Here is a 25,973-nt window from a genome sequence, read left to right as displayed (position 1 = left end):
TTTCGTCATGACGAACACCGTCAAGACCGTCCACCACTGGATCGGTGGCAAGACCGTCGAGGGCACGTCGGGCAACTGGGGCCCGGTCACCGACCCGGCCACCGGCGCCGTGACCACGAAGGTCGCGCTCGCCTCCGTCGAGGAGGTCGACGCCGCCGTCGCCGCCGCCAAGGACGCCTGGGCGACCTGGGGCACCTCCTCGCTCGCCCAGCGCACCACCATCCTCTTCAAGTTCCGCGCGCTCCTCGACGCCAACCGCGACGCCATCGCCGAGCTGATCGTCGCCGAGCACGGCAAGGTCCACTCCGACGCGCTCGGCGAGGTCGCCCGCGGCCTGGAGATCGTCGACCTGGCCTGCGGCATCACCACCCAGCTCAAGGGCGAGCTCTCCACCCAGGTGTCGAACCGGGTGGACGTGGCGTCCATCCGCCAGCCCGTCGGCGTCGTCGCCGGCATCACGCCCTTCAACTTCCCGGCCATGGTGCCGATGTGGATGTTCCCGATCGCCATCGCGACCGGCAACACCTTCATCCTCAAGCCGAGCGAGAAGGACCCCTCGCCGTCCCTCAAGATCGCCGAGCTGCTCGCCGAGGCGGGCCTCCCGGACGGTGTCTTCAACGTCCTGCACGGCGACAAGGTGGCCGTGGACCGCCTCCTGGAGCACCCGGACGTCTCCGCGATCTCCTTCGTCGGGTCCACCCCGATCGCCCGGTACATCCACACCACCGCCTCCGCCAACGGCAAGCGCGTCCAGGCGCTCGGCGGCGCGAAGAACCACATGCTGGTCCTCCCGGACGCCGACCTCGACGCGGCGGCCGACGCGGCCGTCTCCGCGGCCTACGGCTCCGCCGGCGAGCGCTGCATGGCCATCTCGGCCGTCGTGGCCGTCGGCTCCATCGGCGACGAGCTGGTCCAGAAGATCCGCGAGCGCGCCGAGAAGATCAAGATCGGCCCCGGCACCGACCCGACCTCCGAGATGGGCCCGCTCATCACGGCCGTCCACCGCGACAAGGTCGCCTCCTACGTCCACGGCGCCGCGGACGAGGGCTGCGAGGTCGTCCTCGACGGCACCGGATACACCGTCGAGGGCCACGAGGAGGGCCACTGGATCGGCCTCTCCCTCCTGGACCACGTGCCGACCACCGCCAAGGCCTACCAGGACGAGATCTTCGGCCCGGTGCTCTGCGTGCTGCGCACCGAGACGTACGAGGAGGGCCTCGCCCTCATCAACGCCTCGCCGTTCGGCAACGGCACCGCGATCTTCACCCGCGACGGCGGCGCCGCGCGCCGCTTCCAGCTGGAGGTCGAGGCCGGCATGGTCGGCGTGAACGTGCCGATCCCGGTGCCGGTCGGCTACCACTCCTTCGGCGGCTGGAAGGACTCGCTCTTCGGCGACCACCACATCTACGGCAACGACGGCGTGCACTTCTACACCCGCGGCAAGGTCGTCACCACCCGCTGGCCGGACCCGTCGGACGCCCCGGCGGGCGTGGACCTGGGCTTCCCGCGCAACCACTGACGCGGGCGGTTCACACCGACGGCCCCCGGGGTGCTGACAGCACACCCCGGGGGCCGTCGGCCTTCCCCGGCCTCAGCGGTCCTCAGCGGTTCTCGGCTTACTCGGCGAAGATCCAGCCGCGCATCGAGAACACCCCTTCGTCCGCCGCTCCCGCCGACCGGTACGTCGCGAGCGCGGGATCGTTGTCCGTGTCCACACCCACCCACACGCCCCGGCAGCCCCGCCCCCGCGCCTCCGCGAGGAGTGCCTCCGTCAGGGCCCGCCCCACCCCGCGGCGCCGATGGCCCTCGTCCACGGACAGCTCGTAGAGGCACATCTCCGCCCCCTTGTCGGGGTGCAGCATCTCGATCCCGGAGACGAACCCGGCCGGGAAACCGTCCTCGGCGTACGCGATCAGCATCAGGTGGCCCGGTGCCGCCAGGAAGCGCTCCGCCCAGTCCTCCCGGGGCGGGTCGTCGTACAGGTGTCCCGCGTGCAGCAGCTCCGCCACCGTCGCCGCCCGCCGGATCTCCATGCCGTCTCCCCGTGTCCGCGTACCGCGCCTGCTGTACGCGGACGGTACTGCGTACGACCGGAGGAGGTGCGGCACTTCCGTCTTCGGACAGCCGTGGCGCACAGGCGGCGCGCTTAGGCTCGAACCATGCGACTCCGACTTCCCCGGTGGGCCGCGGTCACCGCCGTCCTCGCCGTCATCGCGGGTGCCGGCACCTGGACCGCCGTCGCCTCGGACGATCCGCCGCCCGTGCACCGGGCGGACCGGATGCTCGACCTCGACGGCACCCGAATCGACACCTCCTACTTCACCGGCGACGCCGACGGACGCCGGCCGGCCGTTCTCCTCGGCCACGGCTTCGGCGGCTCCAAGGACGACGTCCGCGCCCAGGCCGAGCAACTGGCCCGGGACGGCTACGCCGTCCTCACCTGGTCCGCGCGCGGCTTCGGCGCCTCCACCGGCGAGATCGCGCTCAACGACCCCGACCACGAGGTCCAGGACGCCCGGAAGCTGATCGACTGGCTCGCCGCCCGGCCCGAGGTCCTCCTCGACAAGCCGGGCGACCCGCGCGTCGGCGTCACGGGCGCCTCCTACGGCGGCGCGATCTCCCTGCTCGCCGCCGGACACGACAGCCGCGTCGACGCCATCGCCCCGCAGATCACCTACTGGAACCTCGCCGACGCCCTCTTCCCGGACGGTGTCTTCAAGAAGCTCTGGGCCGGGATCTTCTTCTCCGCGGGGAACCAGCCCGGCGCGCCTTCCACGGCCGCACCGGGGGAGGTCCCCCCGGGGGAGGTCTCCACCGGGAATCCCCCCACGGGTAAGGCCCCCACGGAGCAGGACTCCGCGGGGAAGGACTCCGCGGGGAAGGACTCTGCGGGGAAGTCGGCCGCCTGCGGCCGGTTCACTCCCGAGCTCTGCTCCCTCTACGAGCGCGTCGCCGTCTCCGGGAAGCCAGACGCCGCCGCCCGGGCCCTCCTCGAAGCCCGCAGCCCCTCCGCCGTCGGCTCCAAGGTCAAGGTGCCCGCGCTGCTCGTCCAGGGACAGTCCGACTCGCTCTTCACCCTGGCCCAGTCCGACGCCATGGCCCGCACCCTCACCGCCAACGGCGCCCCCGTCGCCGTCGACTGGATCTCCGGCGGCCACGACGGCGGCGACCGCGAGACCGAGCGCGTCGAGCGGCGGATCAGCACCTGGTTCGACCGCTGGCTGAAGAAGGACGCCTCCGTCGACACCGGTCCCGCCTTCCGCGTCAGCCGGACCGGCGGCGTCGACTCCACCGACGGGCAGGCAACCCTGCGCGCCGCCACCGCCGACCGCTACCCGGGTCTCACCGCCGGTGCCACGCGCGTCCCGCTCGCCGGACCGGCGCAGACCTTCGCGAACCCCGCCGGCGCCGCGCCTCCCGCCGTCTCGGCCGTCCCCGGCCTCGGCGGCGGAGTCGCCGGACTCTCCTCCCTCGGCGTCGGGCTCTCCCTCGACTTCCCCGGCCAGCACGCCCGGTACGATGCGAAGCCGCAGGACGAACCGCTCCGGATCACCGGCACCCCGACCGTCCGCGTCAAGGTCACCTCCACCGCCACCGACGGTTCCGCCGTCCTCTTCGCCAAGGTGTACGACGTCGGGCCCGACGGCCGGCAGCAGGTGCTGCCCGCCCAGCTCGTCGCCCCGGTCCGCGTCGACGGCGCCCGGGCCGGCAAGCGCGTCACCCTCACCCTGCCCGCCATCGACCACGAGGTGGAGTCCGGACACCGGCTCCGGCTGGTCGTCGCCGCCACCGACCTCGGCTACGCCTCCCCGACCGTCCCCGCCGACTACACCGTCGCCGTCGAGGGCCCGCTCACCGTCCCCACCGCCGCCGGCCTCGACACCCAGGCCGCCGCCCTGCCCTGGTGGGTCTGGGGCCTGCCCCTCCTCGGCCTCGCCGGCGCCGCCGCGCTGCTGCTCACGGCCCGCCGCCGCACCGCCGCCCCCGCGCCCGACCCCGGACTGGCCGCCGTACCGCTCCAGATCACCGGGCTCTCCAAGAAGTACAAGGGCGGCGACCGGTACAGCGTCAAGGACCTCACCTTCCGCGTCGAGCAGGGCCAGGTCCTCGGCCTCCTCGGGCCCAACGGCGCCGGAAAGACCACCACCCTGCGGATGCTGATGGGCTTGATCACCCCCGACGAGGGCGAGATCCGGGTCTTCGGCCAGGCCATCCGGCCCGGCGCCCCCGTCCTCTCCCGCGTCGGCTCCTTCGTCGAGGGCGCCGGCTTCCTGCCGCACCTCAACGGCCGGGAGAACCTGGACCTGTACTGGAAGGCCACCGGCCGTCCCGCCGAGGACGCCCATGCCGACGAGGCCCTGCGCATCGCCAACCTGGGCAACGCCCTCGACCGGGCCGTCCGCACCTACTCGCAGGGCATGCGCCAGCGCCTCGCCCTCGCCCAGGCCATGCTCGGCCTGCCGGACCTGCTGATCCTGGACGAGCCCACCAACGGACTCGACCCGCCGCAGATCCGCGAGATGCGCGAGGTGATGATCCGGTACGCGGCCGGCGGCCGTACCGTCATCGTCTCCAGCCACCTCCTCGCCGAGGTCGAGCAGTCCTGCACCCACCTCGTCGTCATGGACAGGGGACAGCTCGTGCAGGCCGGACCGGTCGCCGAGATCACCGGATCCGGCGACACCCTGCTCGTCACCCTCGCGGAGGCCGTCCCCGACGCGCTCGTCGAGAAGGTCGGCGCCCTCCCGGGCGTCGCCACGGCCACCCGGACCGACGGCGGCATCCTCGTCCGCCTCGACACCCTCGACCCGACGGCCCTCATCGGCGAACTCGTCGGCCTGGACGTACCGCTGACCGGCGTCGGACCGCACCGGCGCCTCGAAGACGCGTTCCTGACCCTGATCGGAGGAGGAGCCGCATGAGCCCGCTGCCCGACACCCCCACGGCTCCCGAGGCCGCCGTGGCACCCGCGGAGTCCGCCGCCCCCGGCTACCGCGCCGGACGCACCCTGCCCCTGCGCGTCGAGGCCCTGCGCCAGTGGAAGCGCCGCCGCACCCTGATCATGGGCGGCATCCTGGTCGCCCTGCCGTTCGTCCTGCTGATCGCCTTCGCGATCGGCGGCGACCAGGACCGCGGCGGCAACGGCCGCATCACCCTGATGGACACGGCGACCGCGTCCGGTGCCAACTTCGCCGCGACCAGCCTCTTCGTCTCGGCCGGGTTCCTCCTCGTCGTCCCGGTCGCGCTGTTCTGCGGGGACACCGTCGCCTCCGAGGCGAGCTGGTCCTCCCTGCGCTACCTTCTGGCCGCGCCGGTGCCCCGGTCCCGGCTCCTCGCCTCCAAGCTGACGGTCGCCCTCGCCTACAGCGCGGCCGCGATGGTCCTGCTGCCGCTCGTCGCCCTCGCCGTGGGCACGGTCGCGTACGGCTGGGGCCCGCTCCAGCTGCCCACCGGCGGCGCGGTGCCCGCCGGGGACGCGGTGCTCCGCATCGGTATCGCCGTCGCCTTCGTCTTCGCCTCCCAACTGGTCACCGCGGGCCTCGCCTTCTGGCTCTCCACCCGCACCGACGCCCCGCTCGGCGCGGTCGGCGGAGCCGTCGGCCTGACGATCGTCGGCAACGTCCTGGACGCCGTCACGGCGCTCGGCGACTGGCGCGACTACCTGCCCGCGCACTGGCAGTTCGCCTGGATCGACGCGCTCCAGCCGCAGCTGGAGTGGGGCGGCATGGTGAAGGGCACGGCGATCTCTCTCACGTACGCCCTCGTCCTCTTCGCGCTCGCCTTCCGCGGCTTCGCCCGCAAGGACATCGTGTCGTAGGCCCCGACCGGCGACTTCCGACCGGCACGGCCCACCGGCGCTCCCGCACGAGAGTCCCGCACGGCGGTCCGGCCGGGGCCGCCAGGCCCTGTCGTCGAACTCCCGTCTGCCCCGCGACGGGAGTTCGACGACAGGGCCTAGGGTCTTCTGCTCACAGCCACCCCCTTCGAGCCGCTTCCGCGCCCGCGCGGAAGCGGCTCGTCGTGCCGAGGGCGGCCATCAGCTCGCCCACCCGCCGGCTGTACGTCCGCGCGGACATGCCGAGCCGGGCCGCCGCCGTCTCGTCCGTGACCCCCGACAGCAGGGCGTCGAGCACCGGACGCAGCTGCGGCGGCAGATCGCTCGGCGGCCGCGGGCGCGGCGGCGTGTACGTCAGCTCCTCGGCCGTCGCCCAGCAGGCGTGGTGCGCCCGGGCGAGGGCCTGCACCACCACCGGGTCGCGGATCAGCAACAGCCCGTTGTAGAGGAGCTCCAGGTCGAGCGGGACCGCGGCCACCGTCCGGTCGACGACGATCATCTTGAACGGGATGGCCTCCGCGAGCCGTGCCTGGCCGGGAATCCGGAGCCCGCCCTGCAGGCGCGGCAGCGCGTGCCGCGGCACGATCCGCCGGACCTCCCCGGCCCGCTCCACCGCCGCCCGCATGCACGCCTCCGCCAGCTCCAGGAACGGCTCGGGGATCGCGCAGCCCGCCGACGCGACCGGGTCGTCGAAGGTCAGCAACTCGTACCGTGTGGAAGCGGCCAGCCCGGCGAGCGCCGCGCTGATGCGCCGCGCACCCCGGACCGGGCGCCCCGCGGGCCGCTGTCCCTCGGTCGCGGCCCGGTTCATCGCCGAACGGGCGAGCATCACGGAGCCCGCGCTCTCTGCCACCGCTGACCACCCCCGCCCGATCGATGTCCACTCCATGTACGCATGCGACTGCACACGGTGACAACCCCTGTTGAGAAGGATGGCGAATCCATGCCACAGGTTGTCCGCCCGGCCGCCGTTGCCGCATCGAGATCCATCCGCAACTCCTTCGACTGCTCCCAGCGGCCCTCTCGCTCGTCACATTCACAAGTGGCTCACCAAGAGGGGGAGATGACATGGCACGACAGGACAAGGGGTCGGCCGGACGCCGCCGGGCCCGGTTCTCGGCCACCGTCGCGGCTCTGCTGGCGGCCGGACTGGCCGCCGGCGGCTGCGGCGCCGGCGGCTGCGGCGCCGGCGGCGAAGGCGGCAGCGCCGACCGGGCGAAGGGGGAGGGCGGCCGGACCGCCCCGGCGGCCCCCGACGGGGGAGCGGGCACCGTGCACCCCGAGGGCACCGCGAAGCCCGACGGAGCCGACGGCGCCGCCGAGGACCGGCTGCCGTCCTCCCGGCCCGCTCCCGACTACCTCTCCACGTTCGCCCTGGACGTGGACACCGCCTCGTACGGCTACGCCCGCCGCACCCTCGCCGAGGGGAGGCTGCCCGACCCGGCGACCGTGCGCCCCGAGGAGTTCGTCAACAGCTTCCGCCCCGACTACCCGCGCCCGGAGGACAACGGTTTCAGCGTGACCCTCGACGGGGCCCGCGCCGGGCAGGACGGCTGGTCCCTGGTCCGGGTCGGCCTCGCCACGCGCGCGGCGGACCGGAGCGGCGCACGCCCGCCCGCCGCCCTCACCTTCGTCGTCGACGTCTCCGGCTCGATGGCCGAGCCGGGCCGGCTCGACCTGGTCAAGGAATCGCTCGGGCTCCTCGCCGACGAGCTCCGCGACGACGACTCGATCGGCCTCGTCACCTTCAGCGACCGGGCCGAGACCCGGCTGCCGCCGACCCGGGTGGGCGACGCCCGCGGCCGGATCCGCGAGGTCGTGGACTCCCTCGCGACGAGCTCCTCCACCAATGTCGAGGCCGGCGTCCGCACCGGCTACGACGTGGCCGTCGAGGGCCACCGCGAAGGCGCCACCAACCGGGTCGTGCTGCTCTCCGACGCGCTCGCCAACACCGGTGCCACCGGGGCCGGGACGATCCTGGAGCGCATCGACGCGGAGCGGAAGCGGTACGGGATCACCCTCTTCGGCGTCGGCGTGGGCAGCGACTACGGCGACGCGTTCATGGAGCAGCTCGCCGACCGGGGCGACGGCCAGACCACCTACGTCTCCGACTCCGCGCAGGCCCGCAAGGTCTTCGTCGACCAGCTGCCCGCCCATGTCGAACTGCGCGCGCGGGACGCCAAGGCGCAGGTCTCCTTCGACCGGCGGACCGTCGAGAGGTTCCGGCTGATCGGCTACGAGAACCGCGAGGTCGCCGACGAGGACTTCCGGAACGACCGGGTCGACGGCGGGGAGGTCGGTGCCGGTCACACGGTGACCGCGCTGTACGCGGTCAGGACCAGGTCCGGGGCGACCGGCCCGGTGGCCACCGCCACCGTCCGCTGGCTCGACCCGGCCACGCGCGCGCCCCACGAGCGTTCCGGCTCGGTCGGCACGGCCGCCCTCGCCGGTGACGTCTGGGGCGGCGGGCACGACAGTCTGCAACTGACGGCGATCACCGCCTACTTCGCCGACGCCCTGCGGGGCGGCGACCTGCCGGGAGCGCCGGGTCTGCCGGCGCTCGCGGAGCGCGCCGAGTCGATCGCCGGCCGGTCGGGTTCGGCGGTGGTGCGGGAGCTGGCCGAGGCCGTACGGCAGGCCGACCGGCTCCGCGGGCCGACCGAAGAGCCCACCCGTGAGGGCGAGTTGAGGTCGGGTGACCCGTACAGCTGACGTCGGGGGCGGGCAGCGGGTGAGAATGGCCGCATGGCTTCCCTGCTGCTCGCCCTCGCCATCGGATCCACCGGCCTGTACGCCGGTTTCATGCTGATCTTCCAGACCGGAATCATGCCCGCGCTCGCCCGTCTGACGGACGCCGAGTTCGTCACGGCGATGCGCCGGATCAACGAAGCCGTCCCGAGGGGCGTGTTCCTGATCGTCTTCCTCGGGGTGGTCGCCTTCCCCGTCGCCGCGTTCCTCGTCCCCGTCGACGGCCGGACGGACATCCAGAAGTGGCTGGTGCTCGCGGGGCTGGTGTGCGCGGTCCTCAACCACGCGGTCACCATCGGCGGCAACATCCCGCTCAACAACGCGCTGGCCGCGTCGCAGGCCACGGGTGACGAGCCGTCGGCCGTCCGGGCCGCCTTCGAGAAGCGCTGGAACGGCTTCCACCGTGTCCGTACGCCCCTGGTCGTCGTCGCGTTCGGCCTGCTGACCGCCGCCGCCGTCGTCTAGGGCTGCCCGTTCCGCGCCGTTCCGCCCCTTCCACCTCCGGCCCGTCGGGCATGCCCCGGCGGGCCGCTCGGCTGCCCGCCGTCAGGGCCCCGCGGTCGTGGAACCGTACCCGGTGGACGGTTTCTGGCGTGAACTCGTGCGTGTCGGCCTCTTCGCGCTCCACGAGGGTCCCGCGAAAGCGTACCTACGAGTCCGGAAACAGTCTTCGGGCATGTATCGGTCTGCGCCAGTGACGAAAATCCTACGTCCTTATAGCACCCCAAAGGGGGTGAATCACCCCGATATCCCGGGTTGGGTTTCCATACCCTCCGGTTTCTTATTGACATGCCTACGGGGGTCTTTTCTAATCATCGAGAGTCATCCCGCGCGCTGACACCGCACAGGCATGGAGGGGGCAAGGTGGACGTCCGGATTCTGGGGGGACTGTCGGTACGTGAGCACGGGGTGTCGATCACGCCGACAGCCGCCGCGCCACGGCAGCTCCTCGCCCTGCTCACGGCCAGTGCCGACCAGGTCGTCCCCGTGACGGTGCTCACCGAGGAACTGTGGCCGTCCGGCGCGCCGCGCGGCGCACGCGCCGAACTCCAGGCCCACATAGCCGAGTTGCGCACCCTCATCACCGGCGCGCTGCGCGGCGCCCCGTCGGCGGAGCCCGGGCCCGGCTGGTCCGACCGGCGCACCGCCGACGCGATCCTCGTCTCCCAGCCCGGCGGCTACCGGCTCGACACCGGCGGCGGCACCAACGACGTCCGGCAGTTCGAGCGCGCGGCCGGCGCCGGATACCGCGCCATGGAGGCCGGCGACCTCGACCGCGCCGCGCTCCGCCTCGGCGAGGCCCTCGCCCTGTGGCGCGGCGAACCCTACGCCGGCGTCGCCGCGGGACCCCGCCTCCGCCGAGAGGTCGAGCGCCTCGAAACCTCCCGCCTGAGCGTCCTCGACCAGTGGGTGGAAGCCCAGTTGGGCCTCGGCCGGCACGCCGAACTCGTCCCCGAACTGTCCGGCCTCGTCGCCCGCTACCGCACCAACGAGCCCCTCCACGCCCACTACATGGTGGCCCTGCTGCGCTGCGGCCAGCACGACGAGGCCCTCACCGTGTACGAGCGGCTGCGCGTGGCCCTCAAGGGGGAGAGCGGCATGGAGCCCTCGGCGCGGCTGCGCCGCCTCCAGCGCTCGGTCCTCGCCGTACGGACCACCGAGGTCCGCCCGCTCTACGCGCCCCGCGTCCCGTCCCAGTTCAGCCCCGCGCGGGCCCGGCTCGTACCGGCGGGATCCGTGGGCTGACCCCCCGACGCGGCCCGCGGCACGGCCGCCCGATCGCCATCACAGCCCCTTGAGGACAGCCGGTCTGACCAGCCGGACGCCTCCCGGGGGCCTTCACCGGGAATGAAGTGCGGGAACTCACCGTTGACCGACTCCCGAAGCCGAATTAGTTTCGGCGAGCAGTACGGGTTTCCTCCCAGGTGCCCGATTTCGCTCGACTACGGGGGACGGGGCCATGACCTTGCACGGCGCGGACGGAGCCGGTGGTGCCGACGCGCTGCTCACGGTCCTCGAACTACTGGCCCGGCAGGCCCCGCCCGCCCACTACGACACCCTCCTCGACGAGGCCCGGCTGGCCGGAACCCGCGGAGCGGAACTCGACCGCATCGAACGGGCCGTCGCACTCGCCGGCGAGGTGAACGCCGCGCGCGAGCGGGACGCGCGCCGCGAAGCAGGACTCGCCACCCTCACCGACACCGCCCGCGATCTCACCCGGTCGTACGACCTCGACAGCCTGCTGCGCGTGATCACCCGCCGGGCCCGCCGGCTCCTCGGCCTCGACCTGGCGTACGTGACCCTGCGCGGCCCGCAGGGAACCTGCTACGTCCACACCGCCGAGGGCTCCCGCACCGGACAGGCCGGCGGCCCGAGGATCGCCCCCGGCCTGCGGATCGCCGAGGGGTACGGACTCGGCGGCGCCGTCCAGACGCACGGCGAGGCCGTGTGGACCGCCGACCGCCTCGCCGACGAACGCTTCGCCTCCTTCGACTCCCTCGACGCCGGCGTCCCCGCGCCCGCCTTCGACGAGGTCGCCGAAACGGCCCTGCGCGCCGAGGAACTGCACGCGATCATGGCCGCGCCGCTGCGCAGCGGCGACACCGTGATCGGTGTCCTGCACGGCGCCGACCGGCGGGTCCGCCACCACACCGGCGAGGAGATCGGGCTGCTCACCGCGCTCGCCGACCTCGCCGCACTCGCCGTCGAGAAGGCCGGACTCCTCGACAGGACCCGGGCCGAGGTCTCCGAACTCGAACGGGACAGCTCCCGGGTCCGCACCAGCCTCACCCGGATGCGGCACGTCAGCGAGGCCCACGGCCGGATCATGAACCTCGTGCTCGCCGGCGGGGACCTGGGCAGTGTCGCCAAGGCCGCCGCCGACGCCCTCGACGCGACGGTGATGATCCGCGACCAGGGGGGCCGCTGCCTGGCCACCGCGGGAGACATACCCGGCCTCGTCGAGGAGGCCGTCGCCAAGGCCTCGCTCGACGCGCACGCCCGCCGCCGCCCGGTCCTCGCCGACGACGACACCTGGGTCGCCCCCGTCATCGCCGGCTCCGAAGACCTCGGCGGCCTCGTCATCCGCGCCGCCGGCGGCCTCACCGGCGAGGACGAGCGGCTCCTCGAACTCGCCGCCCAGTCCGTCGCCTTCCTCCTCCTCATGCGGCGCTCCACCGCCGTCGCCGAGGGACCCGTCCGCGACGAACTCCTCGACGACCTCATCGCCGACCCGCCGCACGCGCCCCAGCAGATCGCCCAGCGCGCCCGCCGCCTCGGCGTCGACCTGCGTAAACCGCACGTCCTCGTGCTCGCCCGGCCGGAGGGCGGCGAACAGGGCAGGGCCGTGGTGTGGGCGTCCTCGTACGCGTACCGCCTCAGTGGTCTGAAGACCGTGCAGGGCGGCTGCATCGTGCTGCTGCTCCCCGGTATCGACGCCTCGGCAGCCGCCAGGGCCGTCGCCGACGAACTGTCCCCGCTGCTCGGCCACCCCGTCTCCGTGGCCGCCGCCGGACCCGGCCAGAGCCCCGACGGCGTCGCCCGGATGCACCAGGAGGCCGGGCGCTGCCTGGACGCGATGAGCGCCCTCGGCGGCACCGGCTCGGCGGCGTCCGTGCAGGACCTGGGCTTCCTCGGGCTGCTGCTCTCCGACGACAACGACGTCGACGGCTTCGTCGAGGCGGCGATCGGACCCGTACTCGACTACGACGCCGAGCGGTTCACCGACCTCACCCACACCCTGGAGGCGTACTTCGCCTCCGGCGGCAGCCCGACCAACGCGGCCGAGGCGCTCCACGTCCACCCCAACACCGTCTCGCGCCGGCTGGAACGGATCGGTGAACTCCTCGGCCCCGAGTGGCAGAAGCCCGGCCAGGTCCTGGAGGTCCAGCTTGCGCTGCGCCTCCAGCGCACCCGGGAGGTCCTGGCCAGGGGCCGCGCCACCGCGGACCCGGGCCGACCGGCGCCCGGCCCGCCGGAGCGGAGCGTCTGACCCCCGCACCCGGGCCGACCGGCCGCCCGCGCGGCTCAGCTCGCCGTACGGGTCGTACGGCCTGATCCGTAGCCGGAGCCGTAGGACGCCTCCCAGTCGGTGGCGGCCATGACCGTCGCCGCGTGAGCCGCCGACGCCAGCGTGATGTGCCGGTGCCAGCCGCGGAACGAGCGGCCCACGAAGTCCCGCAGTCCCGCCCCCTCGCCGACCTCCGTGAAGTCCCGCTCCACCCGGCGGGCCAGCTTCGTCAGCCGCAGCAGCGAGCCGACCGGCGAACCGGTCAGATCGCTGATCCACACCCGCGCCGGGGGCCGCCGCGGGTCGTCCCACTCACCGAGCAGCACCAGCGGACGCATCCGCTCGCCGCCCGGCGTGGGCAGCGCCACCCGCACCGCCGTCGCCAGCGAGGTGCGCGAGGTCCGCGCGCCGGCCACCGTGTCCACCCAACTCACCGGCCTGCGCAACCCCTTGAGCGACTCCAGGATCTGGACCGCCGACAGCGGACCGGCCCCGAAACCGGGCAGCGAACGGTCGGCGATCGCCAGCCGGGAACCCGGACCGATCCGGGCCACGACCGGCACCCCCGCACCGGCGAGCCGGGTCAGGGCCGCCCGCCCCGCGCCGCCCCGGATGTCGAGCAGCACCGGCTTGCGGGTCACGTCCGACCAGCGGGCCGTGTCGAGCGCCGCCGCGACGGCGCACTCCTCCAGGGTCTCCTCGCCGGCCTCCTGGGGAACCTCCGCGCGGTCGCGCCGCGTGCGGTCGTTCACCCACGGGTCCGGCAGGAACAGACGCCAGTTGACGGGCACGCTCAGCTCGTCGCTCGCGAACCACACCCCGAACGCCTGCTGGCCGTGGAAGACCTGCCCGCGCTCCGGGTCGAACCGCCGGTCCACACCCACCGAGTGCTCACCGGCCTTCGGTATCGGCATCGGCCGCACCACCCAGGCCTGCGGGCAGCTGTTGCGCTCCAGGTACCGGGCGAGCGCCGCCCGCATCGGCTGCCAGTCCCAGGTGGAACTGGACACGAAGTGGTGCAGGCTCTGCTCGGCGGCGGGACCGCCTATCTGCGCGGCGATGTTACGGATGGACTTGCGGCCCTGCGCGGTGAGCAGGCCGTGCAGATACTGCTCGGCCTTCAGGCGCTGGTCCCGGCGCGGGAAGCCGGAGAACAGCGCGGCACACAGCTCGGCGTAGACGTCCTCGCGCGAGCCGGGCGCGCCGACGGACCTGACGACGTCCAGGGGAACGGCCGGCGGAACGGACCCGGTCACGGCCCTGCGCTTGGTTGCGACGGATGTACTCACGACACTCCTGCCCGAAGGTTGCGCAGCTCCCTCCCGCTGCCCCATCACCGTCGCCCGAAGTGCCCTCCGGCGACGAGGTGTACCCGGCACCCGAATCGGCCGCCGGATGGTGACCGGACCACCCCCCGACGTGTCGTCGCAGGTCAGGGAGGTGCCCATGGGCCTCTCGCGGCCCATTGTCAGAGGCCCGTCCGCCCCCCGCCACGGCCCTCAGGGATACCCCGTGGGGGATCTGACAGACTCGCCGGCCCGGCTTTGACCCGTCGCAGGGCGTGGCCGGACCATCGCAGAGCGAGGCTGCACGGGCCGGACCCCGGTTAATGCCCCAGGCCGGGGGCCGTGCCTGTGCGCCTCGCCTTGACCCGTCCCTCGTAGGCTTGCGGCCATGGGACTGCGCGCGGAACTGCCGGTCGTCGGGGTGGTGGCCGCCGGAGGCGCCCTCGGCGCATCCGCCCGCTACGGCGCGGGACTCGTCTGGCCGACCCCCGCGCACGCCTTCCCGTGGACCACGTTCACGGTGAACGCGATCGGGTGCGCGCTCCTCGGCACCCTGATGGTCCTGCTGACGGAGCGGCCGACCGAGTGGTCGACGGCGCCCCCGCACCCGCTCCTGCGGCCCTTCCTCGGCACCGGATTCTGCGGCGGGTTCACCACCTTCTCGACGTACAGCCTCGAAACCGAGCGGCTGCTGAGCGCCGGGGACCCGACGCGCGGTCTGCTCTACCTGGGCGGCACCCTGGTCACCGCGCTCGCCGCTGTCTGCGCCGGTGCCGCCGGCGCCAGGGCCGTCCGCGCCAGGGCGGGACAGGGCGGGGCGGGGCGCGCGTGAACTGGCTGCCGGTCGTCGCGGGCGCCGCCGTCGGCGCGCCCCTGCGCTACCTCACGGACCGTGCGGCGCGCGCCCGCTTCGGCCCCGGCTTCCCCTGGGGCACGTTCACGGTGAACGTCGTCGGCTCGTTCCTCCTCGGACTGCTCACCGGGGTGACGTCGGCCCAGGTCCATCTGCTGCTCGGCACGGGCCTGTGCGGGGCGCTCACGACGTACTCGACCTTCTCGTACGAGACGCTGAAGCTGTACGAGGACGGGGCGAAGGGGTACGCGGCGCTCAACGTCGCCGCGAGCCTGGCCGCCGGACTCGGAGCCGTATGGCTGGGAGTGGAGACGGCCAGGCTGTGGTGATCCGGCGGTTCAGGCGGTGATCCAGTCGCTGGTCGCGATCACCGGCTGCACCCCGTCACGGTGGATGGTGCCCTCGATGAGGCCGTACATCCGGTCCGCCGCGAAGTAGACCTCGTTGTCGTTCTTGAGGCCGAAGGGCTCCAGGTCCACCAGGAAGTGGTGCTTGTTCGGCAGGTTGAGCCGGACCTCGTTGACCGTGGAGACGTTGTCGAGGACCCGGTCGGCCATCGCGTGCAGCGTCTGCTGGAGCGAGTAGCTGTACGTGTCCGCGAACGCCTCCAGCATGTGGCGGCGCACCTTCTGGTACGAGCGGTCCCAGTCGTGCTCCTCGTCCGCGGCCGCCGGGGCCGAGTTCGCCCAGCGGGCCGTGACCTTGGTGGCCAGGATCCGGTCGTACGCCTCCTGGAGCGTCGTGTACCTGTCCTTGATGAAGCCGTGGAACTCGGAGTTCGTCGAGTTCATGACGGTGAGGTCCTTGAGACCCGAGAGGACCTGGAGCCCGGTGTTCGCCGAGTAGGTGATCTGCGCGGTGCGGACCTCCTGGCCCTTGCGGACGAAGGAGTGCTGCTCCTTGCGGGTGGGGACGGAGATCCGCTCCCAGGCGTACTCCTCCACCCGGATCTGCGCCTCGTGGATCACCGCCTGCGAGGTCACGAAGTGCTTGGCCAGGAGGATGCCGAACGCCTCGGGGGAGGCCACGCCGTGCTCCTTGGCGAAGGCGTACACCGTGTTCTTGGTCGTGTCGGTCGGCAGGCAGTTGCCGTTGTCGCCGGTCAGATGGACCTCGCGGTACTCACCGCGCAGCGCCACCGACACGTTCAGGTCGCGGATCTCGTGCCATGCGCCCTCGTCGCCCCTGCGGGTCACGGCGACGATGCGGTTCTCGGCCTTGCCGTACTGGTTCTGCGCCAGGACGTGCTTGCTCATGCTGCTCAGCTCCTGCGGGTACGTGGATACGGATATCCCGTACGCCCGGCGTCCAGCGTCCCCCGTCGTCCCCGAGGGTGCCGCTCCCCGCCGTCCGACCCGTGAACGGCGGGCCGCCCCGGGACTGACGAGCATCCCGGTCCGTAGGTTTCGCTCGAAGATATGTCCCCTTCCGGCCACTGGCAATGGGTGAGCACCGAACCGGGCGGGGTCCGGAACCCGTGGGCCAGGTCACCCGTACGTACGGGACGCGTCAAGACGGGCATGGACGGCGTTAGGGGCACGTCAACGGAGGCGGCGAGGCAGCCGGGGAGAGGTTTCCTCGTCTCGTCCGAGAATCCGTTCTTCCTTCTTCCTGCATCCGGGAGCTCACGATGGCCGACGTGGCCTTCGTCGTCACCACGATCGCGGTCTTCGCGCTGGTGGCCTTCATCGCCAAGGGGGTGGCCAAGCTGTGAGTGCCGAGAACATCGTCGGTCTGCTCGTGGCCGCCGCCCTGCTGGTCTATCTCGTCCTCGCCCTCGTCAAGCCGGAGAGGTTCTGAGTACGGATATGAGTCCCGTTCTTGCTGGAGTCCTCCAGCTCCTTGCCCTCCTGGTCGCGCTGGGTCTGTCGTACCGGCCGCTGGGTGACCACATGGCTCGGGTCTACTCCTCCGACAAGCACCTCCGGGGGGAGAAGTGGATCTACAAGGCCATCGGCGCCAACCCGTCGGCGGAGATGCGCTGGCCCGCCTACCTGCGCGGTGTGCTGGCGTTCTCCGCGGTGAGCGTCCTGTTCCTGTATCTGCTGCAGCGCGTGCAGGGTTCGCTGCCCGGCTCGCTCGGCTTCGTGTCGATCGACCCGGACCAGGCGTTCAACACGGCGGCGTCGTTCGTGGCGAACACGAACTGGCAGTCGTACTACGGCGAGCAGGCCATGGGCCACGTCGTGCAGACCGGCGGCCTCGCGGTGCAGAACTTCGTGTCGGCGGCCGTGGGCATGGCCGTGGCGGTCGCGCTGGTGCGCGGCTTCGCCCTCACCCGAGCTCTCGGCTCCGCTCGAGCAGGGGGGACCCCCGTCCGCACCGGTGAGCTGGGCAACTTCTGGTCCGACCTGGTCCGGGGCACGGTCCGCATCCTGCTGCCGATCTCGGTGGTCGGCGCGCTGGTGCTGGTGGCGTGCGGTGCGATCCAGAACTTCGACGGCATCCACGAGGTCGGCCAGTTCATGGGCGGCACGCAGCAGTGGAACGGCGGGGCGGTGGCCTCGCAGGAGGTCATCAAGGAGCTGGGCACGAACGGCGGCGGTTACTTCAACGCCAACTCGTCCCACCCCTTCGAGAACCCCGACGGTCTGTCGAACCTCTTCGAGATCTACCTGATCCTGGTGATCCCGTTCGCCCTGACGCGGACGTTCGGCCGGATGGTCGGCTCGCTGAAGCAGGGGTACGCGATCCTCGGCACGATGGCCGCGATCTGGCTCGGGTTCACGGCGCTGATGATGTGGACCGAGTTCGCGCACAACGGCCCGGCGTTCGACCTGGCGGGCGGGGCGATGGAGGGCAAGGAGACCCGGTTCGGGATCGCCGGGTCGTCGATCTTCGCGGTCGCCACCACGCTCACCTCCACCGGCGCGGTGAACTCCTTCCACTCCTCGTACACCGGCTTCGGCGGCGGGATCACGATGCTGGGCATGCAGCTCGGCGAGATCGCGCCCGGCGGTGTCGGCTCCGGCCTGTACGGCATGCTGATCATGGCGATCATCGCGGTGTTCATCGCGGGCCTGATGGTCGGCCGCACCCCGGAGTACCTGGGCAAGAAGATCGGCACCCGCGAGATCAAGTTCGCGGCCTGCTACATCCTGATCACCCCGGCCCTCGTGCTCGGCTTCACGGCGGCCTCGTTCGTCCTGGACACGCCGTCGCACTCGATGACGAACTCCGGCGCGCACGGCTTCTCCGAGATCCTCTACGCCTACACGTCCGGTGCGAACAACAACGGCTCGGCGTTCGCGGGTCTGAACGCGGACACCCAGTGGTTCAACACCACGATCGGTATCGCGATGCTGCTCGGCCGGTTCCTGCCGATGGTCTTCGTGCTCGCGCTGGCGGGTTCGCTGGCCGAGCAGAAGCCCGTGCCGGAGACGGCGGGCACCCTGCGGACCGAGAAGCCGCTGTTCACCGGCCTGCTGGTCGGCACGATCCTCATCATCACCGGTCTCACCTACTTCCCGGCCCTGGCGCTGGGACCGCTCGCCGAAGGGCTCGCAGCATGAGCACCATCACTCCCACCCGGCCGCCGCGGTCCGGGGAGCCCATCGGCCGGCCGGCCGAGGCCGGCCGCGTCGGCGGCGGACTGTTCGACCCGAAGCAACTGGTCACGTCCTTCCCGGACGCGATCAGGAAGCTCGACCCGCGGGTCATGGTCAAGTCCCCCGTCATGTTCGTGGTGCTGATCGGCTCGGTCGTGACCACGGTGCTCGCGGTGAGGAACCCGGGGGACTGGTTCGGCTGGGCGATCACCGCCTGGCTGTGGCTGACCACGGTCTTCGCCAACCTGGCGGAGGCGGTCGCCGAAGGCCGCGGCAAGGCGCAGGCGGACACCCTGCGCAAGGCCAAGACCGACACCGTCGCCCGCCGCCTCGTCGGCGGGGACGAGGAGCGGGTCCCGGGAACGGAGCTGCGCATCGGTGACCTGGTGGTCTGCGAGGCCGGAGACGTCATCCCCGGCGACGGTGACGTCGTCGAGGGCGTCGCGTCGGTCGACGAGTCCGCCATCACGGGCGAGTCGGCCCCGGTCATCCGCGAGTCCGGCGGCGACCGCTGCGCCGTCACCGGCGGCACCAAGGTGCTGTCGGACCGCGTCGTCGTCAAGATCACGACGAGGCCCGGCGAGACGTTCATCGACCGGATGATCAACCTGGTCGAGGGCGCGTCCCGGCAGAAGACGCCGAACGAGATCGCCCTCAACATCCTGCTCGCGTCGCTGACGATCGTCTTCCTGCTGGCCGTGGTCACGCTGAAGCCGTTCGCGATCTACGCGGGCGCCGACACGCAGACCTCCCTCATCGTCCTCACGGCCCTGCTCGTCTGCCTGATCCCGACGACGATCGGCGCGCTGCTCTCCGCGATCGGCATCGCCGGCATGGACCGGCTGGTGCAGCGCAACGTCCTCGCGATGTCGGGCCGCGCGGTCGAGGCCGCCGGTGACGTGTCGACGCTCCTGCTCGACAAGACCGGCACCATCACCCTCGGCAATCGCCAGGCCTCCGAGTTCGCCCCGGTGGCCGGGACGACGGAGGCCGAACTCGCCCACGCCGCCCGGCTCTCCTCCCTCGCGGACGAGACGCCCGAGGGCCGCTCGATCGTGGTCCTGGCGAAGGAGAGGTACGGCCTTCGCGAGCCCCAGGGTGCGCCGGCCGGTGCCGAGTGGATCGAGTTCACCGCCCAGACCCGCATGTCGGGTGTCGACGTCGACGGACGCAAGGTGCGCAAGGGCGCGACCGGTTCGGTGGCGGCGTGGGTGAAGGAGCGGGGCGGCAGCGTCTCCGAGGACGCGCAGGCGCTCACGGACCGGATCTCCCAGGCCGGCGGCACGCCGCTGCTGGTGGCTCTGGAGGACGACAAGGGCGCGCGTGTCCTCGGTGTCGTCCACCTGAAGGACGTGGTGAAGGAGGGCATGCGGGAGCGGTTCGACGAACTGCGCCGCATGGGCATCCGTACGGTCATGATCACGGGTGACAACCCGCTGACCGCGAAGGCGATCGCCGAGGAGGCCGGTGTCGACGACTTCCTCGCCGAGGCCACCCCCGAGGACAAGATGGCCCTCATCAAGCGGGAGCAGGCGGGCGGGAAACTCGTCGCGATGACCGGTGACGGCACCAACGACGCCCCCGCGCTCGCGCAGGCCGACGTCGGTGTGGCGATGAACACGGGCACGTCGGCCGCGAAGGAGGCCGGCAACATGGTCGACCTCGACTCCGACCCGACCAAGCTCATCGAGATCGTCGAGATCGGCAAGCAACTCCTCATCACCCGGGGCGCGTTGACGACTTTCTCGATCGCCAACGACGTGGCGAAGTACTTCGCGATCATCCCCGCGATGTTCGCCGTCGCCTACCCGAGCCTGGACAGGCTCAACATCATGGGCCTGACCTCGCCCGAGTCCGCGATCCTCTCCGCGGTCGTCTTCAACGCGCTGATCATCATCGCGCTGGTCCCGCTCGCCCTCAGGGGCGTCCGCTACCGGCCGTCCAGCGCCGACTCGATGCTCCGGCGCAACCTCGGGATCTACGGACTCGGCGGCCTGATCGCCCCGTTCATCGGCATCAAGATCATCGACCTCCTCATCTCCCTCATCCCCGGAATCGGCTGACCACGATGAACAACTCCGCAGGAAACACGGGCCGCGTGCTCTGGGCGGGCCTGCGTGCCCTCCTCGTCCTCACCGTCGTGTGCGGTGTCCTCTACCCGCTGGCCGTCACCGGCATCGCCCAAGTGGCCTTCCCCGGCAAGGCGAACGGCTCCGAGGTCACCGACGCGAGCGGCAAGGTCGTCGGCTCGGAACTGATCGGCCAGACCTACGACCTCCCGCTCGAGGAGGGCGAGGAGACGGCCGCCCCGGACCTCACGTGGTTCCAGCCGCGCCCGTCCAACGGCCTGGGCTCCAACAGCGTCAACACCCGGTACTCGATCATCCTCTCCGGAGCCACCAACCGCTCGGGCGACAACGAGGACCTGATCACCTGGGTCAAGGACGCCAAGGCCGCCGTCGTCAAGGACAACTCCACGGCCGACCACACCGTCAAGCCCTCCGACGTGCCCGCCGACGCGGTCACCTCCTCCGGCTCCGGCCTCGACCCGCACATCTCCCCGGAGTACGCCAGGCTCCAGGTCCACCGGGTCGCGGAGAAGAACCACCTCACCGTCGCCCAGGTCGACGAGCTCGTCGCCGCCCACACCGACGGCCGCATCCTCGGCTTCATAGGCGAGCCCCGCGTCAACGTCCTCCAGCTCAACATCGCCCTCAAGCAGCTGAGGGCCGCGAAGGACTGAGCCCCGGCAGCACCCGGGTCTCCACCGTGGGCAGCCCCTTGACCCACCAGTGGTCGTAACGGCTGTAGACACGACGGTCACGGGCGGCGAGGAAGCCGTCGAGCGCCTCGGCCTCCTCCGCCAGCTCCGCCCAGACCCGGGCGGGCAGCGGGTGGAAGGCCGAGGCCTCGATGCCTCCCTCGACGGGGCGCCAGACCCCGGCCACGTACCCGTCGACCAGCAGCGTCGGCAGCGTGTCGCCGTTCACCCGGATCACGTGCTTGCGGTACTCGGCCGGAATCACGCGGCTGCGGTCCGCGTAGGCCAGCAGGATGCTGTCCCACATCGCGAGGAGCCGGGGCGGCGCCGGGACGTCCGCGTCGGGCCGAAGCGCCCCCGGTACGTCGTACAGGAGGGTCCCGCCGGGCCCCTCCCACTGCTCCAGCTCGCCCTCGACGAGCCGTACGGCCTCGCGCACCTTCCCCCGCGGCGCCATCGTGAACTGCGCCATGTCGGGTACGGACGCCGGCCCGAAGCCCTCCAGATAGCGCCGGATCAGGACGGCGAGCCCCGCCGTCGCCGCCTCCGGATCAGCGAGCACGGGCAGCGGCGCACTCGCCGTCACGAACGACTGCGCCGCCCCGAACGACCACGGCGGCCCCGTCGGCGCGTGCCACAACGGCGCGTACTGCCGCATCATCCGCCACACCACGGCCTCCACCGGCCCGCCCCGCGCCGCCTCCAGGCGCTCCCGCATCTGGGCCCCGCTCCGGGCCTCCCCGGCGAAGTCGAGGAGAGCGGGCAGCAGCGCGTCGGCGTCGTCGGCCGTGAACCCGGCCGCCTTGTACCGGGGGTCGTGGAGCCGCGAACCGCGCAGGGTCGGCTCCATGGCCTCGCGGAAGGCCCGGTAGTCCTCGGCGTGCACCAGGTGCAGCGTGAGCCGCATCAGGGTCGACCTGACCAGCTCGAAACCCTCCACGGCCTGGTCGAGCCGCGCGGGATCGAAGCCGGCGACGCGGTTCCACAACGCCACGTAGGGCGAGCCCGGTTGCTGCGCCTGCAGTGCCACCACCCGGCGCACGGCGTCCCCGACACCGATCGGCACCCGGTCCAGGAGGAGCTGCCGGGCGAGAGTGGAGCGGTTGAGGGCGCGCGCGGTGATCACCATGGCGCGATTGTCCTCCCCGGCACTGACACCCGAGGGCTGGAGCCGTGCGGTCACCGGGGGCCGGAGCCGTGCGTTCACCGGGGGCTGAAGCCGTGCGTTCACCGAGGGCTCGCCCCGATGTCGCACACCCGACGCCCACCGTTGTGGCCGGAACTGGACCATGAGGCCGCCTCCATGGCGACATTCCATGTGTTCAGAGGGAGTTCAGATGAATCCGCGCCTCATGCGCCGACCCGCCGTCGTGGTCCTTCCGCTGTCCGCCGCGCTCGCGCTGACGGTGGTCATGGGTACGGCCGAGGCGGAGCCGGCGCGGCACGGTTCCGCCGCCCGGGTCGTCTCCACCTCGACCCTGCCGGACATCCCGCTGGCCGCCTTCAGCAACGGCCTGCTGCCCGGCAGCGTCGACGACGACCGGGACGTCGACCTGGGCGGCATCGGCAGCGACCTGTACCCGGCCGAGCGGCGCGGCGAGTACTGGACGGTCACCGACCGGGGACCCAACGGCCAGATAGCGGTCGGCAGGGACAAGCGGCGCACCTTCCCGGTGCCCGGCTTCGACCCGGCGATCGTGAAGGTCCGGGCGACCGGTGGCCGGATCCAGGTGCTGAAGTCCCTCCCGCTCACCACCGCCTCCGGCGCGCCCGTCACCGGCCTGCCCAACCAGCCGGGCCGCGACGAGGCCCCGTACGACTACAACGCCACGACCCCGCTCGCGTACAACGCGAACGGCCTCGACACCGAGGGGCTCGTCAGGGACCGGGACGGCAGCTTCTGGCTGGTGGACGAGTACGGCCCGTCCCTGGTGCACGTCTCCGCCAAGGGCCGGGTCCTCGCCCGCCACGTCCCCAAGGGGCTCGGACTGACCGGCGCCGACTACCCGGTGATCGAGTCGCTCCCGTCGATCCTCCTCAAGCGCAAGATCAACCGCGGCTTCGAGGGCCTTGCGCTGCTGCCCGACGGCGACCTGGTGATGGCGCTGCAGAGCCCGCTGCTCAACCCGGACAAGGCCGCCGGGGAGGACTCCCGCAACACCCGCCTGCTGCGCTTCTCGACCCGCAAGAACCGGGTCACGGCGGAGTACGCGTACCGCTTCGACCCGGTGGGCGTCGTCGAGCCCGGCCAGACGAAGACGTCGGAGCTGAAGATCTCCTCGATCGTGGCCCTGGGCGGCGACCGCGTGCTGGTCCAGGAGCGCACGGACAAGGCCTCCCGCGTCTACGAGGTACGGCTCCGCCGCGGCGACGACATCCTCGGCTCCCCGTGGGACACGACGGCGAGCCCGGCCCTGGAGCAGCTCGACGACGAGGCCTCAGCCGACGCCCCGGTCCTGGCGAAGCGCCTGGTGGTCGACCTCGCCACGGTCGAGGGCGTCCCCGGCAAGATCGAGGGCATCGCGGTGGAGGGCTCCTCGACCCTGGTCCTCCTCAACGACAACGACTTCGGCATGACGGACGGCCCGGAGGCCTTCGACGCGAACGGGCGCCTGGTCGACAGCGACGTGGACACGACACTGGTCCGCGTCCGCCTGCCGCACCGCCTGCGCTGAGGCGGCGCCTGTGCGTGCCGACGTGCCGGGAGGCTAGGCGGGCCGCGTGGACGTGAGGACGCCGACCTTGTCGATGCGGTGCTCGGGGTTGTGCTGGGCGTCCCGCCAGAAGTTGCCCGCGGCGTTGTCCTCGGGGGTCGCGCAGGTGGAGAGCGTGATCATGGCCCGGGTGGGCTTCTCGCCCGGCTCGCCCGGCACGGCGGCCCGCTGCTCGGCGAGCGAGCGGGCCGAGCGGAAGGACGTGGTCCGGGTCTCGACGATCTCGTACGTGTAGACGGTGCCGTCGGCGGTGACGTGCACCTGGTCCCCCACCTCCATGGAGGGCAGGTCACGCAGGGGCCCGCCGGCGGAGAGCCGGTGGGCGGTCACCAGGTAGTTGCCCACCTCACCGGGCCCCACCCCACCGCGCGCGCCATGGGGGCTCGCGGCGACGCCACGGTCCTGGATACGGGTGCCCGCGCGGTCGTCGGTCGTCCCCTCGTACGGCAGGACGTCGAGGTCCTCGACACCGATCGAGGGTATGGACATCTCGGCGGCGACCGGCCCACGGGGCGAGGGAGCCGGGGATGTGGAGAGGGTGGGGGTAGGCGTGGGGGAAGGGGCGGCGACCGGGGGAGCGAGCGACACGGGCCCGGGCGCGCCGACGGACGTACTGACACGGTGATCGCCAGTGGCACCGGTACTGACACCGGTAGTCACACCGGCACCGGTACCGGTACCGGCGCCGTCGCTGCCTGCGCAACCGGCCGACGCGGTGAAGCCCACGACGAGGGCGGCGGCCACGCCGACCAGAGCCGAGCGCGACCCTCGGCCACGACTCCGCCCCATCACCCCGGACCCATCACGTACGGCACCCATATCCCAAGAATGACCCACCTCCCGGGCGGGGGCACCCACGGCGGCAGGGGTCACGCGGGCGCGACGGCCTGCCGCGGCCGGGTTCGGACTCCCCAACGGGCCAGCGCGGGCCCGGCTGCCCCCAGGGCCGCGAAGAACGCCGCGAGGAGCAGCCACCCCGCCGTGCCGAGGCCGAGCACCACCGTGGTCAGGATCGCCGGGGCCAGGGCCTGGCCCGCGCTGAAGCCGAGGCCGAGGAGGCCCTGGTACTGGCCCTGGGCGTGGTCGGGCGCGAGGCCGAAGCCCAGGGCGAACCCCGCCGAGGACTCCCAGATCTCCCCGAGGCTGTGGACGAAGATCGCCGCGACGAGCAGCCCCGCCGCCGCCCAGACCGGCGTGTACGCCGCCAGCGCCATCATCGGGCAGCTGACGAGGAAGAGCAGACCGGCGTTGCGGAACGCCCGGCCGCCGTCGTACGGCGTTTCGATACGGGAGCCGATCCTGGTCTGCAGGAGGACGCAGAAGGCCGCGTTGACGGCGAACACCGCCGCCACCGTCCAGCGCGGCGCCTCGGTGTGCTGGGAGATCCAGATCGGCAGGAGCAGGGACACCACCGAGTACTGCAGCCCCATGGCCCCGTACAGGGCGGTGAACGTCAGGTACGGGCGGTCCGAGAAGGCCGGCCGGCGGCGCTCCCGCGGCGGTGCCGGCAGCGCCGGGTAGTGCGGCAGCAGGAACAGGAGCAGCGCGCACAGGGCGAAGCTCGCCGCGTTGCCGAGGATCAGCGCGACGTAGGCGCCGCGGGTGTCCGCCGCCACCGCCAGCCCCGAACCCACGGTTCCGAAGATGACGCCCAGATTGACGAAGGTGCGCAGCTTCGCCCGGAACAGCGCCGGGCGTTCGGTCCCGACCCGGGCCACCAGAGCGCCCCAGGCCGCCCCGCCGGCCGCCGCGGCGATCTGGTCGACCGTCGCGAGGACGGTCAGCGCGGTCCAGCTCTCGACGAGCACGAGAGCCGACATCGACACCGCCTGGACCGCGAGGGCCAGCATCATGATCGTGCGGGCGCCGCGCCGGTCGGCGAGATGGCCCCCGGGGATCCCCGCGAACAGGCCGATCAGTCCGGCGATGGTGAGCGCGGCCCCGACCTGCGCCGCCGGCAGGCCGACGATCAGGGTGAAATAGAGTGCCGACGCCGCGTTGAACAGGCCGTTCCCGACCCTGTTGACGAAGCTGGCGGCGATCAGCACGCGCTCCGGCCCGCTGGCTCCCGCCACGCGGGCCAGGCGGGCTATTCGGCCGTCCGGGCTGCCCTTGATCATGAGCCGCAGGCTAGCAGCGGCCGCGGAGGCGGCCCCGGCCGCGCGGAGCCGCTGTACGGAGTCCGCGCCCGGGGGACCGGTCGAGGCCGCCTCTGCGT

General features: G+C 72.4%; 21 protein-coding genes. 14 read left to right on the top strand and 7 right to left on the bottom strand.

The window, feature by feature from the left end:
* Positions 1-7 precede the first annotated feature (7 nt).
* Entirely contained in the window at positions 8-1,519 is a 1,512-nt protein-coding gene (gene mmsA / locus ACIP84_RS20260) for a CoA-acylating methylmalonate-semialdehyde dehydrogenase (RefSeq protein ID WP_401799121.1), read from the top strand.
* A 97-nt stretch (positions 1,520-1,616) separates the two neighbouring features.
* On the opposite strand, the gene ACIP84_RS20255 is transcribed toward mmsA, so the two are convergent.
* Positions 1,617-2,033, bottom strand: coding sequence for a GNAT family N-acetyltransferase (locus tag ACIP84_RS20255; protein ID WP_401799119.1), 417 nt, complete (start codon positions 2,031-2,033; stop codon positions 1,617-1,619).
* A 126-nt stretch (positions 2,034-2,159) separates the two neighbouring features.
* Here ACIP84_RS20255 and ACIP84_RS20250 point away from each other — a divergent pair, with 126 nt between their 5' ends.
* Both ACIP84_RS20250 and ACIP84_RS20245 read left to right on the top strand, forming a co-directional pair.
* Positions 2,160-4,922 (top strand): CocE/NonD family hydrolase, encoded by a 2,763-nt coding sequence (locus tag ACIP84_RS20250; protein WP_401799117.1) that lies wholly within the window; start codon positions 2,160-2,162, stop codon positions 4,920-4,922.
* Positions 4,919-5,818, top strand: a complete 900-nt coding sequence (locus ACIP84_RS20245; RefSeq protein WP_355957886.1) for an ABC transporter permease — start codon at positions 4,919-4,921, stop codon at positions 5,816-5,818. Before ACIP84_RS20250 ends, ACIP84_RS20245 begins: the two co-directional genes overlap by 4 nt.
* Before the next feature lie 151 nt (positions 5,819-5,969).
* Here ACIP84_RS20245 and ACIP84_RS20240 read toward each other — a convergent pair whose 3' ends face one another.
* Positions 5,970-6,689, bottom strand: a complete 720-nt coding sequence (locus tag ACIP84_RS20240; RefSeq protein ID WP_401799115.1) for a DNA-binding response regulator — start codon at positions 6,687-6,689, stop codon at positions 5,970-5,972.
* A 215-nt stretch (positions 6,690-6,904) separates the two neighbouring features.
* On the opposite strand from ACIP84_RS20240, the gene ACIP84_RS20235 reads away from it, so the two are divergent.
* The 4 genes from ACIP84_RS20235 (at position 6,905) to ACIP84_RS20220 (ending at position 12,575) form a co-directional block, all read left to right on the top strand.
* Positions 6,905-8,548 (top strand): von Willebrand factor type A domain-containing protein, encoded by a 1,644-nt coding sequence (locus ACIP84_RS20235; protein WP_401799113.1) that lies wholly within the window; start codon positions 6,905-6,907, stop codon positions 8,546-8,548.
* A 33-nt stretch (positions 8,549-8,581) separates the two neighbouring features.
* Positions 8,582-9,049 carry a DUF1772 domain-containing protein gene (locus ACIP84_RS20230; protein WP_401799111.1) on the top strand — a complete coding sequence of 156 codons (468 nt, stop codon included), beginning with the start codon at positions 8,582-8,584 and terminating at the stop codon, positions 9,047-9,049.
* Positions 9,050-9,448: 399 nt separating this feature from the next.
* Positions 9,449-10,330 carry an AfsR/SARP family transcriptional regulator gene (locus ACIP84_RS20225; protein ID WP_355967198.1) on the top strand — a complete coding sequence of 294 codons (882 nt, stop codon included), beginning with the start codon at positions 9,449-9,451 and terminating at the stop codon, positions 10,328-10,330.
* Between the two features lie 214 nt (positions 10,331-10,544).
* Positions 10,545-12,575, top strand: a complete 2,031-nt coding sequence (locus tag ACIP84_RS20220) for a helix-turn-helix domain-containing protein (RefSeq protein ID WP_355967195.1) — start codon at positions 10,545-10,547, stop codon at positions 12,573-12,575.
* 35 nt (positions 12,576-12,610) lie between these two features.
* Here the strand turns inward: ACIP84_RS20220 and ACIP84_RS20215 are convergent, their stop codons facing one another.
* Positions 12,611-13,882 (bottom strand): transposase, encoded by a 1,272-nt coding sequence (locus tag ACIP84_RS20215; RefSeq protein WP_355967192.1) that lies wholly within the window; start codon positions 13,880-13,882, stop codon positions 12,611-12,613.
* 385 nt (positions 13,883-14,267) lie between these two features.
* On the opposite strand from ACIP84_RS20215, the gene crcB (ACIP84_RS20210) reads away from it, so the two are divergent.
* Together crcB (ACIP84_RS20210) and crcB (ACIP84_RS20205) are read left to right on the top strand one after the other, a co-directional pair.
* Positions 14,268-14,711 carry a fluoride efflux transporter CrcB gene (gene crcB, locus ACIP84_RS20210; RefSeq protein ID WP_401799110.1) on the top strand — a complete coding sequence of 148 codons (444 nt, stop codon included), beginning with the start codon at positions 14,268-14,270 and terminating at the stop codon, positions 14,709-14,711.
* Positions 14,708-15,061 carry a fluoride efflux transporter CrcB gene (gene crcB, locus ACIP84_RS20205; RefSeq protein WP_401799108.1) on the top strand — a complete coding sequence of 118 codons (354 nt, stop codon included), beginning with the start codon at positions 14,708-14,710 and terminating at the stop codon, positions 15,059-15,061. Before crcB (ACIP84_RS20210) ends, crcB (ACIP84_RS20205) begins: the two co-directional genes overlap by 4 nt.
* Before the next feature lie 9 nt (positions 15,062-15,070).
* Here crcB (ACIP84_RS20205) and pucL read toward each other — a convergent pair whose 3' ends face one another.
* Positions 15,071-15,988 carry a factor-independent urate hydroxylase gene (pucL, locus tag ACIP84_RS20200; RefSeq protein WP_401799106.1) on the bottom strand — a complete coding sequence of 306 codons (918 nt, stop codon included), beginning with the start codon at positions 15,986-15,988 and terminating at the stop codon, positions 15,071-15,073.
* Between the two features lie 454 nt (positions 15,989-16,442).
* On the opposite strand from pucL, the gene kdpF reads away from it, so the two are divergent.
* Genes kdpF through ACIP84_RS20180 form a run of 4 tightly spaced genes read left to right on the top strand, consistent with a single transcriptional unit; the run spans position 16,443 to position 21,023 of the window.
* Complete coding sequence (gene kdpF / locus ACIP84_RS20195; RefSeq protein ID WP_150264922.1) at positions 16,443-16,532, top strand: K(+)-transporting ATPase subunit F; 90 nt, start codon at positions 16,443-16,445, stop codon at positions 16,530-16,532.
* A gap of 8 nt (positions 16,533-16,540) precedes the next feature.
* Positions 16,541-18,244, top strand: coding sequence for a potassium-transporting ATPase subunit KdpA (gene kdpA / locus ACIP84_RS20190; protein ID WP_401799104.1), 1,704 nt, complete (start codon positions 16,541-16,543; stop codon positions 18,242-18,244).
* Positions 18,241-20,343, top strand: coding sequence for a potassium-transporting ATPase subunit KdpB (kdpB, locus tag ACIP84_RS20185; protein ID WP_401799103.1), 2,103 nt, complete (start codon positions 18,241-18,243; stop codon positions 20,341-20,343). The genes kdpA and kdpB overlap by 4 nt, the downstream gene beginning before the upstream one ends.
* A gap of 5 nt (positions 20,344-20,348) precedes the next feature.
* Positions 20,349-21,023, top strand: a complete 675-nt coding sequence (locus tag ACIP84_RS20180) for a potassium-transporting ATPase subunit C (protein ID WP_355967174.1) — start codon at positions 20,349-20,351, stop codon at positions 21,021-21,023.
* Here ACIP84_RS20180 and ACIP84_RS20175 read toward each other — a convergent pair.
* The gene (locus ACIP84_RS20175; protein WP_401799101.1) at positions 20,995-22,170 is read right to left on the bottom strand and encodes a winged helix DNA-binding domain-containing protein; all 1,176 of its coding nucleotides are present in this window, start codon (positions 22,168-22,170) and stop codon (positions 20,995-20,997) included. The two genes, ACIP84_RS20180 and ACIP84_RS20175, sit on opposite strands and share 29 nt — an antisense overlap.
* 208 nt (positions 22,171-22,378) lie before the next feature.
* Between ACIP84_RS20175 and ACIP84_RS20170 the strand changes: the two genes are divergently transcribed.
* Complete coding sequence (locus ACIP84_RS20170) at positions 22,379-23,716, top strand: esterase-like activity of phytase family protein (protein WP_401799099.1); 1,338 nt, start codon at positions 22,379-22,381, stop codon at positions 23,714-23,716.
* A 33-nt stretch (positions 23,717-23,749) separates the two neighbouring features.
* On the opposite strand, the gene ACIP84_RS20165 is transcribed toward ACIP84_RS20170, so the two are convergent.
* Both ACIP84_RS20165 and ACIP84_RS20160 read right to left on the bottom strand, forming a co-directional pair.
* Positions 23,750-24,544 (bottom strand): class E sortase, encoded by a 795-nt coding sequence (locus ACIP84_RS20165; protein ID WP_401799395.1) that lies wholly within the window; start codon positions 24,542-24,544, stop codon positions 23,750-23,752.
* A gap of 80 nt (positions 24,545-24,624) precedes the next feature.
* Positions 24,625-25,875 (bottom strand): MFS transporter, encoded by a 1,251-nt coding sequence (locus ACIP84_RS20160; protein ID WP_401799097.1) that lies wholly within the window; start codon positions 25,873-25,875, stop codon positions 24,625-24,627.
* Positions 25,876-25,973 lie beyond the last annotated feature (98 nt).

The organism is Streptomyces sp. NPDC088707, from assembly GCF_044752725.1.
In the GTDB taxonomy this organism is placed as follows: domain Bacteria; phylum Actinomycetota; class Actinomycetes; order Streptomycetales; family Streptomycetaceae; genus Streptomyces.
The sequence above is the reverse complement of the archived record's forward strand: the minus strand, read 5'-3'. Positions and strand labels throughout refer to the sequence as shown.

What these genes read in the sequence shown, in the direction of transcription:
- mmsA (WP_401799121.1), top strand. Translation starts at nt 8, where the DNA reads ATGACGAACACCGTCAAGACCGTCCACCACTGGATCGGTGGCAAGACC.
- ACIP84_RS20255 (WP_401799119.1), bottom strand. Translation starts at nt 2,033, where the DNA reads ATGGAGATCCGGCGGGCGGCGACGGTGGCGGAGCTGCTGCACGCGGGA.
- ACIP84_RS20250 (WP_401799117.1), top strand. Translation starts at nt 2,160, where the DNA reads ATGCGACTCCGACTTCCCCGGTGGGCCGCGGTCACCGCCGTCCTCGCC.
- ACIP84_RS20245 (WP_355957886.1), top strand. Translation starts at nt 4,919, where the DNA reads ATGAGCCCGCTGCCCGACACCCCCACGGCTCCCGAGGCCGCCGTGGCA.
- ACIP84_RS20235 (WP_401799113.1), top strand. Translation starts at nt 6,905, where the DNA reads ATGGCACGACAGGACAAGGGGTCGGCCGGACGCCGCCGGGCCCGGTTC.
- ACIP84_RS20230 (WP_401799111.1), top strand. Translation starts at nt 8,582, where the DNA reads ATGGCTTCCCTGCTGCTCGCCCTCGCCATCGGATCCACCGGCCTGTAC.
- ACIP84_RS20220 (WP_355967195.1), top strand. Translation starts at nt 10,545, where the DNA reads ATGACCTTGCACGGCGCGGACGGAGCCGGTGGTGCCGACGCGCTGCTC.
- crcB (WP_401799110.1), top strand. Translation starts at nt 14,268, where the DNA reads ATGGGACTGCGCGCGGAACTGCCGGTCGTCGGGGTGGTGGCCGCCGGA.
- pucL (WP_401799106.1), bottom strand. Translation starts at nt 15,988, where the DNA reads ATGAGCAAGCACGTCCTGGCGCAGAACCAGTACGGCAAGGCCGAGAAC.
- kdpA (WP_401799104.1), top strand. Translation starts at nt 16,541, where the DNA reads ATGAGTCCCGTTCTTGCTGGAGTCCTCCAGCTCCTTGCCCTCCTGGTC.
- kdpB (WP_401799103.1), top strand. Translation starts at nt 18,241, where the DNA reads ATGAGCACCATCACTCCCACCCGGCCGCCGCGGTCCGGGGAGCCCATC.
- ACIP84_RS20180 (WP_355967174.1), top strand. Translation starts at nt 20,349, where the DNA reads ATGAACAACTCCGCAGGAAACACGGGCCGCGTGCTCTGGGCGGGCCTG.
- ACIP84_RS20175 (WP_401799101.1), bottom strand. Translation starts at nt 22,170, where the DNA reads ATGGTGATCACCGCGCGCGCCCTCAACCGCTCCACTCTCGCCCGGCAG.
- ACIP84_RS20170 (WP_401799099.1), top strand. Translation starts at nt 22,379, where the DNA reads ATGAATCCGCGCCTCATGCGCCGACCCGCCGTCGTGGTCCTTCCGCTG.
- ACIP84_RS20165 (WP_401799395.1), bottom strand. Translation starts at nt 24,544, where the DNA reads ATGGGGCGGAGTCGTGGCCGAGGGTCGCGCTCGGCTCTGGTCGGCGTG.
- ACIP84_RS20160 (WP_401799097.1), bottom strand. Translation starts at nt 25,875, where the DNA reads ATGATCAAGGGCAGCCCGGACGGCCGAATAGCCCGCCTGGCCCGCGTG.